Origin of the sequence: Streptomyces venezuelae, assembly GCF_008642275.1 — a bacterium.
Taxonomy (GTDB): domain Bacteria; phylum Actinomycetota; class Actinomycetes; order Streptomycetales; family Streptomycetaceae; genus Streptomyces; species Streptomyces venezuelae_E.
In genome coordinates, this window is the sequence record NZ_CP029189.1 from 3049872 (window position 1) to 3064771 (window position 14900).

The window sequence follows — 14900 nt, forward strand, 5'->3', positions numbered from 1 at the left end:
GTAGGTTCAGGAGGTCCGGAAGGTTCAGGAGGCGTGCGTGCGCGCGAAGTTCCACGCGTCCGTGATGATCCCGGTGAGGTCCGAGCGGCTCGGGGTCCAGCCGAGGCGCTCGTGGGCCGTGCGCGCGGAGGCGACGAGCATCGCCGGGTCGCCGGCCCGGCGCGGGGCGACCACCTCGGGGATCTCCCGGCCGGTGACCTTGCGGACGGTCTCGACGACCTCGCGGACCGAGAAGCCGTTGCCGTTGCCCAGGTTGCAGATCAGGTGCTCCCCGGCGGTGGCGGACCGCAGGGCGGCCAGGTGGGCCTCCGCGAGGTCGGCGACGTGGATGTAGTCGCGTACGCAGGTGCCGTCGGGGGTCGGGTAGTCCTCGCCGAACACCGAGATCGACTCCCGCTCGCCCAGCGCGACCTGGAGGACCAGCGGGATCAGGTGCGTCTCGGGGGTGTGGCGCTCCCCGAACTCCCCGTAGGCGCCGGCCACGTTGAAGTAGCGCAGGGACACCGCGGCCAGGCCGTGCGCCACGCACTCCCCCGCGATCATGTGGTCGACGGCCAGCTTCGAGGCGCCGTACGGGTTGGTCGGCGCGGTCACCGAGGCCTCCGTCAGCAGGCCCTCCGTCGGCTCCCCGTAGGTGGCGGCGGTGGAGGAGAACACCAGCTTGCGCACACCCGCCCCGCGCATCGCGGCCAGCAGGGCCAGCGTCCCGCCGACGTTGTTCTCCCAGTACTTGCCCGGGTTCACCACGGACTCGCCGACCTGCGAGGAGGCCGCGAAGTGCAGCACCGCCTCGTAGGAGCCGTCCACGTACCGGGCGGCGTCCTGGATCCGGCCCTCGATGAAGGTCGCGCCCTCCGGGACCCCGACGCGAAAGCCCGTGCTCAGGTCGTCGAGGACGGTGACCTCGTGGCCGGCCTCCAGAAGGTGGGCCGCGACCACGCTGCCGACGTATCCGGCGCCACCGGTTACCAGGTACTTGCTCACTCGCCTACTGCCTCTCGCGGGGGAGCACGCGCGGGTGCGTGCGCGTGCTGGACACTGGCTTACCCGATTCGGCGCCCACGGGGAAATCGGGGCCCGGGCCCGGGGCCCGGCTCCCCGCCCCGGACGTCAGCCGCGCGCGGTGGCGGACGGCGGCGTCGGCAGCGCCCGGTCCAGCAGACCGGTGCGGGCCGCCAGCGCGGCCGCCTCCAGCCTCGACCCCACGCCCAGCTTCATCAGCACCCGCTGCACGTGCGTACGGGCGGTGCTCGGGGCGATCTCCATGCCCGCGGCGATCAGCCGGGTGTCCTCGCCCTCGGCGACCCGGACGAGCACCTCCACCTCGCGCGGGGTGAGCAGCCGCAGCAGCCGGCTCCCCTCGTCGTCGGGCTGGGCGGCGGGGTTCAGCAGGTCCGCGAATGCCCCCTGCAGCAGCTGCGGGGCGATGGCCACCTCCCCCGCCCTGGCCTTGGCCAGGGCCCGCTCCACTCCCTCGATGCGCTCGTCCTGACGGACGTACCCCGAGGCGCCGGCGGCGAAGGCGGCGGCGATCCCGCGCGGGCTGGGCACCGGGCCGAGGACGACCACGGCGATCTGCGGGCGTTCCCGCTTGATACGGACGACGGGCTCGAAGACCCCGGGTTCGGCGGGGGTGGCGGTGCCGAGCAGGCAGACCTCCGGGGCGCGGCTGATGACGAGGTCGGCCGCCCCTGCCGCCGGGGCGGCGGCGGCCAGTACCCGGTGGCCGCGCAGCTTGAGGGCAGAGGCGAGTGCCTCGGCCAGCAGCCGGTGCTCGTCGACCACCACGACCCGTACGCCCATCGAGGAAACACCCCCCACCCTTCTGCCCCGGCAAGCTACACGCTTGTTCGACGGTGCGAGGGGGATACCGCGCAGAAGCCCCCGATCGGTACGGACCGTTCGGGGGCTTTCGGCGGTGCTGTGCGACATCGGCGCGGCCGTGTCGGCCCGTGGTGTCAGCTCGCGGTGAAGGACACGAAGAGGTAAGCCGGATCGGACTTGTCCGACAGCGGCTTGCTGACCGTCGTACGCGAGATGAAGAACTTGCCGTTGTGGTAGCGGTACTCGGAGTACTCGGGCGAGAAGCCGGTCTCGGCGCGCTGGGTCTCCTTGTCCGCCGGGTTCTCCATCAGCAGGGTTTCCTTCATCGTCCTGCTGTCGATGCTGACGATCTGGCCGCCCTTGTCGTACGGGGGCTCCTTGTAGGCGATGATGTTCGACCCGTCCATGCGCAGGGGGAACATCGTGTACCGCTCGCCCGCGTCGGCGCGGTCGGTGGTCTGCTTGCCGGTCTCCAGGTCGAAGGAGAGCAGCTCGTTGGTGCGGCTGCTGGAGCTCTGGCCCTGGTGCTCGTAGGACGGCAGGTAGAGCTTGCCGTTGCCGACCACCATGTTGACGCACTTCTCGACGTCCAGGCTGCACCGGCCGTTGAAGTCGCCGGAGGCGAGCGGGATGCGGGCCTTCAGCTCGCCCTTGGGGTCGATGACGAACAGGTCGCTGATGCCCGTGGCGTTCTTGGCCGTCTTGCCGACGTCGGCGGCCACGATCAGGGGCTTGGTGGAGACGATGGAGGCGTCCTCGATGCCCTGCGAGAGCTTGTACGAGAAGGTGGGGGCGCCGGTGGACGGGTCGAGGAGCTGCCCGTACAGGGTGTAGTTGGGGCTCTGGCCGCACTTGCGGATGGCGGCGAGGGCCTCTCCGCCGCCGTAGCCCACGTCCCGGCAGCCTTCGCCGTCGATCTTGGGCAGCCACAGGGACTTGCCGTCGGTGAGGTTCCAGGCGGCGCCGCCCGCGGAGATGCCGGACGCGGCGACGGTCTTGCCGCTGAGGGTGACCGTGTTCAGGGAGACCGGCTTGTCTCCGCCGGTGGTGCTCTTGGCGTTGCCGGACCAGAGGAGCTTGCCGCTCTCCAGGTCGACGACGCCGACCTCGGTGCACTGGACGTACTTGTTCTCGGGCGTCGGCTGGGCGGCCTTGAAGAGGATGGCCGTCTTGTTCTCGCTGACGTGCTTGGTCGCGCCGCAGATCTCGCCGGGGAGGGGCAGCTCCCACTTCTTGCCGCCGTCGACGAGGTTGTAGCCGACGACCTTCGACAGGTCGGACTTGACGTAGGTGGAGTCGGTCAGCCAGGAGCCGGCGACGGTGGCGACGTCGGCGGGGACCGGGCTCGGCAGGTTGAGGAGCGTCTTCGACTTCGGGTTGCCGGGCACCTTCTCGGTGCCGGGTACCAGGTCCTGGGGCTTGTCGCCGCCCGGTGAGGCGGTCGGGTTGCCGTCGGCCTCGCTTCCGCCGCCGCTGTCGCCGGAGGTGTACCAGAGGCCGCCGCCGACGATGAGGACGATGGCCAGGAGGGCGGCGCCGACGATCATCAGCTGGTTGCGCTTGTCGTTGCCGGTGCCGGTGGCCGTGGCCGCGGGCTGGACCGGGGCCGGGGACACCGGCGGCGGGCCGTACGGCGGGGTGCCGGGCTGCTGCGGGTAGCCGTAGCCGGGGCCCGTCTGCGGGTAGCCGTACGCGGGCTGCGCGCTCGGCTGCTGCTGGGGACCGGGCTGCGGTGCGGCCGGTCCGGGCGGCGGCACGGGGGCACCGAACCCGCCCGGCGGCGGGTCCTGCGGCGCGCCGAAGCCGCCGGACGGCGGCTGGCTGGGGGGCGGCGGGATACTCATCGGTTGCTGTTGCCTCTCGGTGGGCGGCTGCTCGGACGCGTGCTCACTTGCCGAAGACCATCAGGAGCTTCTCCTCGCGGTCCGGGATGCGCAGGTGGCGGACGGAGATGAAGAACCGTCCGTCCGCGTAGTCCAGTTTCGGGTTGTAGAAGGTGCTCTCGATCGGGGCGGCGGGGCCCGAGGGGTGGCGCAGGATCGCGGTCGGGGTGCCGCCGGCGGCGGGGATGGAGAGGACCTCGCCGCCCTGTTCCTCCTCGGCCTTGCGGTAGGCGATCAGCTGCCCGTTCTCGGCCTTGAGCGGGATCAGGGTGCGCTTGTCCCCGGCCGGCACGCGCCACTTCTCCTTGCCGGTGCCCAGGTCGAAGGCGACGATGTCGTTGGCCTTGCCCTTGTCCGCCGCGGTGGGCAGGTAGAGGGTGTTGTTGTCGACGACCGATGAGGGGCACAGGGACAGGGTCCGGATGATGCCCGCGTCGCCGCAGCCGATGGCGAAGCTGCTTTCGCTGAGGACGGTGGCGGTCCGCTGCCCGTCCGGTCCCAGGACGATGATGCCGCGCTTCTTCTCCTGCTCGTTGCCGACGTCGATGACGGTCGGGTTCACCGAGTAGATGCTGGTGACCTTGGCCTTGTCGGGGAGCCGGAAGGCCCAGGTCTTCGCGCCGGTGACGGGGTCGATGCCGTGGACCTCGGCGCCGGCCTGGGCGTCCGAGCAGGTGGCGAGGGCGATCATCTTGCCGTTGCCGGCCTCGTAGGAGTCCGGGTTGCAGCCCTTGCCCCGGGGGCTCGCGAAGAGCTTGTCACCGTTGCTGATCCTGAAGGCGCTGGCGGCGCCGTCGCGGCTGACGGCGACGGTGTCGCCGGTGATGGCCAGGGTGGGGCCGACGAAGATGTCGAAGAGCCCTTCCTCCGGTACTTCCTTCGACCAGACTTCCTTGCCCGTCTTGAGGTCGGCCACGCGCAGCTGGTTGCAGGTGGTGTTCTCCCCCTCGCCGTTGCGGTACATCACGGCCGTGCGGCCCTCGGCGGTGGTCTGCGCGGCGACGGCGCAGATCTCAGCGGGGAAGGGGAGCGTCCATTTCTCCTTGCCGTCGGTGACGGAGTAGCCGGTGAGGTTCTTCCAGACGCTCTTGACGACGGTGTCGCCGACGACCCACTGGCCGACGGCGTCGACGCCCTTGCCGGGGCCGTCCACCTTGGTGGTCTTGAGCCACAGGACCTTGTCCTCGCCCTGCTTGCGGCCGGAGTTGAGGTCCTGCTGCTGGGGGCCCGCGTCGCCGTTGCCGTCGCCCTTGTCCACGGACGGGTATGCGGAGGGCTTGGCGTCGGCGGGCTGCTGTGCGGTCGGCTTCGCGTCCTCGTCGTCGCCGGAGAACGCGACGTAGCCGATGCCGCCCAGGACGAGGGCGGCGGCCAGCGCGGCGGCGGTCAGGACGGCGCGCTTCTTGCGGGGCGGTGTGCCGGGGCCGCCGCCGGGCGGCGGCGGGTGGCCGGGGCCCGCGGCCTGCTGCTCGACGGTGGGCGGCTGCGGCGGGTGGCCGGGCGACTGGGCGTACGGGTTCTCGCCCTGGGGCGGGAACCCGTACCCCTGCTGCGGCGGGCCGGGCAGGTGACCGTAACCGGAAGGTGTCGGCGGCTGGTTCGGCGGCTGGGGCAGCTCGGTCATCAGCGCACGCTTTCGGCATCGGGAAGGTCGGGGAGGATGACCTTTCTATCACTGACGGCGCACGTACACCGGGCCGGTCCGTCCCCTGTTCCCAAGGGAGGACCGGCCCGTGACGCCGCCGTTATCCGGCCAGTTGCTCCCCGGTGACCGGCGCGATCCGTGCCTTCCCGGCCGTCCCGTCTCCGCGCGCCGCCAAATCCGCGCGGTCCGGGTGGAGTTCGCCGGGGGCTGCTCCGGCCCGGACGGGTGCTCACTTCCCGAAGACCATGAGGACCTTCTCGTCCTGGCCCTGGGCCCGCAGGCGGGTGGAGGAGATGAAGAACCGTCCGTCCGCGTAGTCCAGCTTCGGGAGGGTGAAGGTCCGCTCGATCGGGGCGGCGGGGCCCGAGGGGTGGCGCAGGATCGCGGTCGGGGTGCCGCCGGCGGCGGGGATCGAGAGGACCTCGCCGCCCTGTTCCGCCTCGGCCTTGCGGTAGGCGATCAGCTGCCCGTTCTCGGCCTTGAGCGGGATCAGGGTGCGCTTGTCCCCGGCCGGCACGCGCCACTTCTCCTTGCCGGTGCCCAGGTCGAAGGCGACGATCTCGTTGGCCTTGCCGGTGCCCACCGTGGTGGGCAGGTAGAGGGTGTTGCCGTCGACGACCGCCGTGGGGCAGGTCACCAGGGACCGGAAGAGGCCCGTGTCGCCGCAGCCGACGGCGAAGTCGCCCTCGCCGGCGAGGGTGGCGGCCGGCTTCCCGTCGGGTCCCAGGACCACGACGGAGTGCTTCTTCTCCTTCTCGTTGCCGATGTCGACGACGGTCGGGTTCACCGAGTAGATGCTGGTGACCTTGAACTTCGGGGGGAGCCGGTAGGCCCAGGCCCTGGCGCCGGTGACGGGGTCGATGCCGTGGACCTCTGCGGTGGCGTCCTCGTCCGAGCAGGTGGCGAGGCCGATCATCTTGCCGTTGCCGGCCTCGTAGGAGTCCGGGTTGCAGCCGTCGCCGATGGCGGCCGCGAAGAGCTTGTCACCGTTGCTGATCCTGAAGGCGCTGGCGTTGCCGCCGCGGCTGACGGTGACGGTGTCGCCGGTCATGGACAGGGTGGGGCTCGTGAAGATGTCGAAGAGCCCCTCCTTGGGCACCTCCTTCGACCAGACCTCCTTGCCCGTCTTGAGGTCGACCACGCGCATCTGGGTGCAGGAGGTGTTCTCGCCTTCGCCGTCGCGGTACATGACGACGGTCCTGCCCTCGGCCGTGGTCTGCGGGGAGACGGAGCAGATCTGCGCGGGGAAGGGGAGTGTCCACTTCTCCTTGCCGTCGGTGACCGCGTAGCCGGTGAGGTTCTTCCAGACGCTCTTGACGACGGTGTCGCCGACGACCCACTGGCCGGCGGATTCGACGCCCATGCCGGGGCCGTCGATCTTGGTGGTCTTGAGCCACAGGACCTTGTCCTCGCCCTGCTTGCGGCCGGAGTTCAGGTCCGTGGGCGGACCGCCGCCGGCGCCGTTGCCGTCGCCCTTGTCCACGGACGGGGATCCGGAGGGCTTGGCGTCGGCGGGTGGCTGCTGCGCGGTCGGCTTCGCGTCCTCGTCGTCGCCGGAGAACGCGACGTAGCCGACGCCGCCCAGGACGAGGGCGGCGGCCACCGAAGCCGCCACCAGCAGGATCGACTTCTTCTTCGCTGCCGGTCCCCGGCCTGGACCGGGGCCGCCGGAGCCCGCGGCCTGCCAGTGCGGCTGCTGCTGCACGGTGGGCGGCTGCGGCGGGTGGAGGGGCTGGGCGTACGGGTTCCCACCCTGCGGCGGGAACCCGTACCCCTGCTGCGGCGGACCGGGCAGGTGACCGTAACCGGAAGGTGTCGGCGGCTGGTTCGGCGGCTGGGGCAGCTCGGTCATCAGCGCACACCTTCGGCATCAGGAGGTCGGGGAGGACGACCTTTCTATCACCGATGCGGCCCGGTCCCGCTCAGGCCTCCTCGGCCAGCTCCAGCCAGCGCATCTCCAGATCGTCGCGGTCCGAGAGGAGTTCGCGCAGCTCGGCGTCGAGCTTGGCCACCTTGTCGTAGTCGGTGGAGTTCTCGGCGATCTGGGCGTGCAGGTTGCCCTCGCGGTCGGACAGCTTGTTCAGCTGCCGCTCGATCTTCTGGAGCTCCTTCTTCGCGGCGCGCGAGTCCCCCGAGGCGGTGGACTTCGCGGCGCCCGCGGACGGGGCGGGCGCCGGGGCGGCCGCCTCGATCATCCGCTGCCGGCGCTCCAGGTACTCGTCCAGGCCGCGCGGCAGCATGCGCAGGCTCGCGTCGCCGAGCAGCGCCATCACCGTGTCGGTGGTGCGCTCGATGAAGAAGCGGTCGTGGGAGATCACGATCATCGAGCCGGGCCAGCCGTCGAGGAGGTCCTCCAGCTGGGTCAGGGTCTCGATGTCGAGGTCGTTGGTGGGCTCGTCGAGGAAGAGGACGTTGGGCTCGTCCATCAGCAGGCGCAGGATCTGCAGCCGGCGGCGCTCGCCGCCGGAGAGGTCGCCGACCGGCGTCCACTGCTTCTCCTTGGTGAAGCCGAACTGCTCGCAGAGCTGGCCCGCCGTCATCTCGCGGCCCTTGCCGAGGTCGACGCGGTCCCGCACGCGCTGGACGGCCTCCAGGACGCGCAGGGACGGGTCGAGCTCGCCGACCTCCTGCGAGAGGTACGCCAGCTTGACGGTCTTGCCGACGATGATCTTTCCGGCGGCGGGCTGGACGTCGCCCTGGGTGCGGGCGGCCTCGGCGAGGGCGCGCAGCAGGGAGGTCTTGCCGGCGCCGTTGACGCCGACGAGGCCGACGCGGTCTCCGGGGCCCAGGTGCCAGGTGAGGTGCTTGAGGAGTTCCTTCGGGCCGGCGTGGACGCTGACGTCTTCGAGGTCGAAGACCGTCTTGCCGAGGCGGGCGTTGGCGAAGCGCATCAGTTCGGAGGTGTCGCGCGGCGGCGGCACGTCGGCGATGAGCTCGTTGGCGGCCTCGATGCGGTAGCGCGGCTTGGAGGTCCGGGCGGGGGCGCCGCGGCGCAGCCAGGCCAGCTCCTTGCGCATCAGGTTCTGCCGCTTGGACTCCTCGGTCGCGGCGATGCGGTCGCGCTCGGCGCGGGCGAAGACGTAGTCGCTGTAGCCGCCCTCGTACTCGTGCACGTCACCGCGCTGCACGTCCCACATGCGGGTGCAGACCTGGTCGAGGAACCAGCGGTCGTGGGTGACGCACACGAGCGCGGAGCGGCGGTCCTGGAGGTGCTTGGCCAGCCAGGAGATGCCCTCGACGTCGAGGTGGTTGGTGGGCTCGTCGAGGACCAGGAGGTCCTGGTCGGCGATGAGCAGCTTGGCGAGGGCGATCCGGCGGCGCTCGCCACCGGAGAGCGGACCGATGACGGTGTCGAGGCCCTGGCCGAAGCCGGGCAGGTCCAGGCCGCCGAAGAGGCCGGTGAGGACGTCACGGATCTTGGCGTTGCCGGCCCACTCGTGGTCGGCCATGTCCCCGATGATCTCGTGGCGGATGGTCGCCCGGGGGTCGAGGGAGTCGTGCTGGGTGAGGACGCCCATCCGCAGGCCGCCGGACTGGGTGACCCGGCCGGTGTCGGGCTCCTCCAGCTTGGCGAGCATCCGGATGAGGGTGGTCTTGCCGTCGCCGTTGCGGCCGACCACACCGATCCGGTCTCCCTCGGACACGCCGAGGGAGATGCCGTCCAGCAGGGTACGTGTGCCGTACACCTTGCTGACTGCCTCGACATTGACCAGATTGACGGCCATCAGACGCGCTCCAGGGAAAGGGTGTGGATCAGCCCCTCAGCCTAACCCTCCGCGCCGGGGCAGACCGTTCTACGAGGTACCAGCCGCCCAGTGCCATCGCGATCGCGGCCGGCGCGGTGACGGGCAGGGCGATCAACGTGGCGCTGTGCCCGTCGAGCAGGCCGCCGAGGCCGGTCATGGACAGCCCGAGGATGCCGAGCAGGCACAGGGTGATCCCGAGGGCGGCGACGGGGCCGCCGGAGCTGCGTGCGGGGGCGGGCGCCGCGGTCCGGGGCGCCTCGAAGCGGCGGAACAGCGCGACGAGGACACCGGTCAGCGCGGCCGCGGCGAGCATCCGCACCGGGACCTGCGCCCACCAGGCGGCCGTGGCGGGGGCCGGCAGGCCGAAACCGAGGGCGAGCTGGGCCGCGTACACACCGAGCATGGCGGTCAGGTGCCACAGGAAGGCGGTCATCGCGAGTCCGTTGGCCGCGACCACCGCGCGCCAGACGCGCGGGCGGCGCAGCCAGGCGGTGGCGGGCCGGGCCGCCAGCTGGACGGCGCCGACGAGCCACAGGCCGTGGCAGAGCAGGGCGAGGGTGGGCGGGGCCATGTTGGAGACCTTCTCGCCGGGCATGCCGACCATGGACAGCGGGTACGGGCCGAAGGCGACGAGCAGGGCGGCGCCGGCGAGTCCGGCGGCGGCGAGGACGGCGGGCCTGCGGATGCGGCCGTCGGCACGCAGGAAGCCGAGCTGGTGGACGGCGAGCCAGACGAGGGCGAAGTTCAGGAACTCCACGTAGGGCACGCCGAAGGCGAAGCGCAGTACGTCGACCAGTGCGGCCGCCCCGGCCAGGGCGGCGAAGGCGGCCCAGCCGTGGCGCTCGTGCAGCTTCAGCAGCGGCGGGGTGAAGGCGACCATGGCGAGGTAGATCCCGATGAACCACAGCGGCTGGGTGACCAGGCGCAGCGCGGCCCCGGTCAGTGTTCCGCCGCCGTGGCCGGCGAGCTGCACGGCCAGCGCGGCCGCGGCCCACACCAGGACGAAGACGAGGGTGGGGCGCAGCAGCCGCTGGAGCCGGGCGCGCAGGAAGGCGGCGTAGACGGGACCGTCGGTGCGGCGGGCCAGGGAGCGGTAGGACAGGGCGTGCGAGAACCCGCCGACGAAGAAGAAGACGGGCATGATCTGCAACCCCCAGGTGAGCGCCTGGAGGGCGGGCACGAGGGCGAGCAGATTCCCTATGCCGTCGCCGCTGACGGCGGCCATCAGCCAGTGTCCGGCGACGACGGTGCCGAGCGAGGCGACGCGCAGCAGGTCGACGTACCGGTCACGGTCGGCGGGGGTGGCCTCGGCGATTGCGCTGGCGCTGGCTGTCATGGGGCCACGGTGTCCCCCGCCGGGTGTCTCCCGACAGGGCGCGGATACTCAACTCCGGCCTAGGTACTGCTACCGGGGCTCCGCCCCGACCCCCGCGCCTCAAACGCCGGCGGGGCTGAAGGGCAGGACCGTGGCTCCCGGGGCCGGGCTCGACGCCACGCGCGTGGCCCGGCAGGTGCCCGAGGCTTCGAGCGCCGCCGCGACCTTGGCGGCCGCCTCCTCGTCCGCGACGAGGAACGCCGTCGTCGGGCCCGAGCCCGAGACCAGCGCGGCGAGCGCACCGCCCTCCACACCCGCGTCCAGCGTTGCGGCCAGGGACGGGCGCAGGGAGAGCGCCGCCGGCTGGAGGTCGTTGGCCAGCGCCGCGGCCAGCGCGTCCGGATCGCCCGAGGCCAGGGCCGCCAGCAGCGCCGGGGAGGCCTCCGGTTCGGGGATCTCCGTACCCGCGGCCACGGCGAGGCGGTCGAACTCGCGGAAGACCGCCGGGGTGGACAGCCCGCCGTCGGCCACCGCGAAGACCCAGTGGAACGCCCCCGCCCCGACCGGCGTGAGCAGCTCACCGCGGCCCGTGCCGAGCGCGGCCCCGCCGACGAGGCTGAAGGGGACGTCGCTGCCGAGCTCCGCGCAGATGTCGAGGAGCTCGGCGCGCGGGGTGTTCAGGCCCCACAGGGCGTCGCAGGCCAGCAGGGCCGCCGCGCCGTCCGCGCTGCCGCCCGCCATGCCGCCGGCGACCGGGATGTTCTTCGCGATGTGCAGGTGGACGGCGGGTTCGATCCCGGCCCGGGCCGCGAGCAGCTCGGCGGCGCGGGCCGCGAGGTTGGTGCGGTCCAGGGGGACCTGGTCGGCGTCGGGGCCGGCGCAGGTGATGCTCAGGGCCTCGGCCGGGGCCGCCGTCACCTCGTCGTACAGCGACACCGCGAGGAAGACGTTGGCCAGGTCGTGGAAGCCGTCGGGGCGGGCCGCGCCCACCGCCAGCTGGACGTTGACCTTCGCGGGGACCCGTACGGTCACGGGCGCCTGGTGCGCGCTCACAGTGCGGGCCTCTCCGCCTCGGGCTTGTTCTCGGCGATCGCCGCGAACTCCTCGACCGTCAGGGACTCCCCGCGGGCCTGCGGCGAGACACCGGCGGCGACCAGCGCGGCTTCCGCGCCCGCCGCCGAGCCGGCCCAGCCGGCCAGTGCGGCGCGCAGCGTCTTGCGGCGCTGGGCGAAGGCGGCGTCGACGACCGCGAAGACCTCGGCCTTGGTGGCGGTGGTCTTGATCGGTTCGGTGCGGCGGACCAGCGAGACGAGACCGGAGTCGACGTTCGGGGCGGGCCAGAACACCTTGCGGCCGATGGCACCGGCCCGCTTGACGTGCGCGTACCAGTTGGCCTTGACGGAGGGCACCCCGTAGACCTTGTTGCCCGGTTCGGCGGCCAGCCGGTCGGCGACCTCGGACTGCACCATCACCAGCGTGCGCTCGATGGTCGGGAACCGGTCGAGCATGGTGAGCAGGACGGGCACGGCCACGTTGTAGGGCAGGTTCGCGACGAGCGCGGTCGGCGCCGGGCCGGGCAGTTCGGTCACCAGCATCGCGTCGGAGTGGACCAGCGCGAAGCGGTCCTTCTTCGCGGGCATCCGGGCCTCGATGGTGGCGGGCAGGGCGGCGGCGAGGATGTCGTCGATCTCGACGGCGACGACCCGGTCCGCGGCCTCCAGCAGCGCGAGCGTCAGCGAGCCGAGCCCCGGGCCGACCTCGACGACCACGTCGTCCGGGCGGACCTCGGCGGTGCGCACGATCCGGCGGACCGTGTTGGCGTCGATGACGAAGTTCTGCCCCTTCTGCTTCGTCGGGCGTACGCCGAGGGCGGCGGCCAGCTCCCTGATGTCGGCCGGGCCGAGGAGGGCGTCGGGCGCGGCGGGGGAGGTGTTCTCGGTGTTCTCGGGCTGCTGCTCTGCGGTGCTCACCGGTAAAGCGTACGGCCGCAGTGCGGCCACGGACTCGCCCCCCGCTGCACGTAGAGCTTCTTCGCCCGGTACGTCTGTTCCGCGCCCGGGGCGTCCTGCGGGCGTCCGCTGCCGCCGAGGCCCTGCCAGGTCCGGACGTCGAACTGGTACAGCCCGCCGTAGGTCCCCGAGGCGTCGGTGGCGGCGGGACGTCCACCGGACTCGCACTGGGCGAGGGCCGCCCAGTTGAGGCCGTCCGCGCCGGCGACGGAGCTCGGCAGTGCCCTGGTGCCGACCTTGACGAGCTGGGTGACGGGTTCGCGGACGACCTCGTCGGCGATGGGCCGTGGCTTCTGCCGGACCCCGTTGACGGTGCGCAGGCTGTACGTGACCCTGCGCGCCCCGGGGCGGCCGACGCGCTCGACGACCTCGGTGCCGGCGAACAGCGCGGGGTCCTTGACCTTCTCCGTCTCGTACGGGATCCGCTCCTCGCGGACCTCGCGGGTGCCGGTGATGCGGAGCACGGTGACGGTCTGGCCGTCGCGCGGGAAGTCGGTGGGCGGTACGGAGGTGGTGTCCTGGCCCTGGAGGGTGATGCCGGCCTGGTCGAGGGCTTCCCGGACGGTGGCGGCGTTGGTGCGGATGGTGCGTTCGCGGCCGTCCGCCATGAAGGTGACGCTGCGTTCGGTGCGGACGCTGAGGGCCAGCCCGGCGCGCGGGACGGGTGCGGTGCGGGGGGCGGAGAGGTAGGCGCCCTCGGCGCGGACGCCGAACTGGTGCAGGGCGCCCTCGACGGTGCGGGCGGTGGTCCACACCTGGCGCTGCTGTCCGTCGAGGGTCAGGTGCAGGGGGCGGCCGTAGCGGACGACGATCTCCTCGCCGTCTTCGAGGGGTTCGCCGGGGGCGGGGGCGACGAGGTCGTGGGGGCCGACGCCGAGGCCTTCGGCGGCGAGCAGTTCGCCGATGTCGTCGGCGAAGGTGTGGAGGTTGCGCGGGACGCCGTCCACGGTGAGCCGTACGGCCTTGTCGGCGGCGACGAACGCCGTGGTGCCGCCCGCGAGGAAGGCGACGACGAGGGCCTGCGGCACGATCCGCCGCCAGTTCCCGCCGAGGGTCTCGGCGGGGGCGCCCCGGCCCCGGGCGCGGCGGCGGCCCGGCACGGCGGGGGCGGGGGCGGCCGGGGCCGGGGCGGGGGGTGCGGCCGGGGCCGCGGCGGCGGCCACCGGAGCCGCGGCCCTGCGTCGGCCCGGGCCGGGCGCGGCGGGGGCCCCGGCCAGTGTGTCGGCCTCCGACAGCTCGGCCGGTGACAGGCCGGCCCGGCGGCGGCGCCCGCCGCGCGGGGCCGGGACCGCACCCGGGACCGGCACCGGGGCCGTGTCGGGGTGCTCCGGGTCCCACGCGGCGGGCCCGGGATCACCCGTACCGGGCGGCCAGCCCACGGGCGGGGCCGAGGGCTGGGCCAAGGGCTGGGCCTCGTACGCCTCGGGGACGGGACCGCCACGGCGGTGACTGCCCTGCGTATCGCTCACGACGCTCGCTCCACTGTGATCCGGCACCCTCCGGTGCGGGCACGGCACCCTAGCGGAGGAGTCGTCACTCTCCAAAGCGAGTCGGCTACGCAGTGTGGCCGGACGGGCGTGGGATCAGTATCCGAAGGCCCGGGCCGTGTTGGCCGCCAGCGCGCTGGCCATCGCGTCCTCGTCGATGCCCCGGACCGCGGCCATCGCGCGGACCGTCAGCGGAATGAGGTACGGCGCGTTGGGCCGTCCGCGGTACGGCGCCGGGGTGAGGTAGGGCGCGTCCGTCTCGACCAGCACCAGCTCCAGCGGGGCCACGGCGAGGGCCTCGCGCAGCGGTGCGGCGTTCTTGAAGGTGACGGTGCCGGCGAAGGACATGTAGTACCCGGCGGCGGCGCACTCGCGGGCCATGTCGGCGTCTCCGGAGTAGCAGTGGAAGACGGTCCGCTCCGGGGCGCCCTCCTCGCGCAGGATGCGCAGCACGTCCGCGTGGGCGTCCCGGTCGTGGATGACGAGCGCCTTGCCCTGCCGCTTGGCGATCTCGATGTGCGCGCGGAAGGAACGCTCCTGCGCGGCCATGCCCTCCGGGCCGGTGCGGAAGTAGTCCAGGCCGGTCTCGCCGACCGCCTTGACGTGGTCCAGGGCGGCCAGTGCCTCGATCTCGGCGAGCGCCCCGTCCAGCGCGGCCTCGCCGCCGCCGGCCCGTGCGCCCTGGCGCGACCATCCGTCGGGGTCCCCCAGCACGATCCGCGGCGCCTCGTTCGGGTGGAGGGCGACGGCCGCGTGGACGTTGTCGTACGCGGCCGCGGTCTCGGCGGCCCACCGGGAGCCCTTCACGTCGCAGCCCACCTGGACGACGGTGGTCACGCCCACCGAGGCGGCCTTCGCGAGGCCCTCCTCGACGGTTCCCGCCTGCATGTCGAGGTGGGTGTGCGAGTCCGCCACCGCCACCCGGAGGGGCTCGGGCAGCGGCGGCGGTGCGTCCTTGTGCTGCGTCTTGTCCACGCGTGTGCTCATACGG

The 14900-nt window shown here is 72.9% G+C and carries 11 protein-coding genes; all 11 read right to left on the reverse strand.

The window, feature by feature from the left end; all coding sequences use genetic code 11:
• Positions 1 to 24: 24 nt before the first annotated feature.
• Positions 25 to 984 (reverse strand): UDP-glucose 4-epimerase GalE, encoded by a 960-nt coding sequence (gene galE, locus DEJ51_RS13120; RefSeq protein ID WP_150257750.1) that lies wholly within the window; start codon positions 982 to 984, stop codon positions 25 to 27.
• Positions 985 to 1110: 126 nt separating this feature from the next.
• A complete protein-coding gene (locus DEJ51_RS13125) occupies positions 1111 to 1803 on the reverse strand; it encodes a response regulator transcription factor (protein WP_150257751.1) in 693 nt (230 codons plus the stop codon).
• A gap of 155 nt (positions 1804 to 1958) precedes the next feature.
• Positions 1959 to 3668, reverse strand: coding sequence for a PQQ-binding-like beta-propeller repeat protein (locus DEJ51_RS13130; protein ID WP_150257752.1), 1710 nt, complete (start codon positions 3666 to 3668; stop codon positions 1959 to 1961).
• 43 nt (positions 3669 to 3711) lie between these two features.
• Positions 3712 to 5331: a PQQ-binding-like beta-propeller repeat protein gene (locus DEJ51_RS13135; protein ID WP_150257753.1), complete on the reverse strand. Its 1620-nt coding sequence runs from the start codon at positions 5329 to 5331 to the stop codon at positions 3712 to 3714.
• Between the two features lie 250 nt (positions 5332 to 5581).
• Positions 5582 to 7204, reverse strand: coding sequence for a PQQ-binding-like beta-propeller repeat protein (locus tag DEJ51_RS13140; RefSeq protein WP_150257754.1), 1623 nt, complete (start codon positions 7202 to 7204; stop codon positions 5582 to 5584).
• 70 nt (positions 7205 to 7274) lie between these two features.
• Positions 7275 to 9077, reverse strand: coding sequence for an ABC-F family ATP-binding cassette domain-containing protein (locus tag DEJ51_RS13145; RefSeq protein WP_150257755.1), 1803 nt, complete (start codon positions 9075 to 9077; stop codon positions 7275 to 7277).
• A 28-nt stretch (positions 9078 to 9105) separates the two neighbouring features.
• Positions 9106 to 10434, reverse strand: coding sequence for an acyltransferase family protein (locus DEJ51_RS13150; RefSeq protein ID WP_150257756.1), 1329 nt, complete (start codon positions 10432 to 10434; stop codon positions 9106 to 9108).
• A 99-nt stretch (positions 10435 to 10533) separates the two neighbouring features.
• The gene (locus tag DEJ51_RS13155; protein ID WP_150257757.1) at positions 10534 to 11466 is read right to left on the reverse strand and encodes a 4-(cytidine 5'-diphospho)-2-C-methyl-D-erythritol kinase; all 933 of its coding nucleotides are present in this window, start codon (positions 11464 to 11466) and stop codon (positions 10534 to 10536) included.
• Complete coding sequence (rsmA, locus tag DEJ51_RS13160; protein WP_150257758.1) at positions 11463 to 12383, reverse strand: 16S rRNA (adenine(1518)-N(6)/adenine(1519)-N(6))-dimethyltransferase RsmA; 921 nt, start codon at positions 12381 to 12383, stop codon at positions 11463 to 11465. The genes DEJ51_RS13155 and rsmA overlap by 4 nt, the downstream gene beginning before the upstream one ends.
• The gene (locus tag DEJ51_RS13165) at positions 12380 to 13891 is read right to left on the reverse strand and encodes a ubiquitin-like domain-containing protein (protein WP_223835785.1); all 1512 of its coding nucleotides are present in this window, start codon (positions 13889 to 13891) and stop codon (positions 12380 to 12382) included. The genes rsmA and DEJ51_RS13165 overlap by 4 nt, the downstream gene beginning before the upstream one ends.
• A gap of 114 nt (positions 13892 to 14005) precedes the next feature.
• A complete protein-coding gene (locus DEJ51_RS13170) occupies positions 14006 to 14896 on the reverse strand; it encodes a TatD family hydrolase (protein ID WP_150257760.1) in 891 nt (296 codons plus the stop codon).
• Positions 14897 to 14900: the final 4 nt, after the last annotated feature.

Coding starts and splice junctions, on each gene's coding strand:
- DEJ51_RS13125 (WP_150257751.1), bottom strand. CDS start 1,803: ATGGGCGTACGGGTCGTGGTGGTCGACGAGCACCGGCTGCTGGCCGAG.
- DEJ51_RS13130 (WP_150257752.1), bottom strand. CDS start 3,668: ATGAGTATCCCGCCGCCCCCCAGCCAGCCGCCGTCCGGCGGCTTCGGC.
- DEJ51_RS13135 (WP_150257753.1), bottom strand. CDS start 5,331: ATGACCGAGCTGCCCCAGCCGCCGAACCAGCCGCCGACACCTTCCGGT.
- DEJ51_RS13140 (WP_150257754.1), bottom strand. CDS start 7,204: ATGACCGAGCTGCCCCAGCCGCCGAACCAGCCGCCGACACCTTCCGGT.
- DEJ51_RS13145 (WP_150257755.1), bottom strand. CDS start 9,077: ATGGCCGTCAATCTGGTCAATGTCGAGGCAGTCAGCAAGGTGTACGGC.
- DEJ51_RS13150 (WP_150257756.1), bottom strand. CDS start 10,434: ATGACAGCCAGCGCCAGCGCAATCGCCGAGGCCACCCCCGCCGACCGT.
- DEJ51_RS13170 (WP_150257760.1), bottom strand. CDS start 14,896: ATGAGCACACGCGTGGACAAGACGCAGCACAAGGACGCACCGCCGCCG.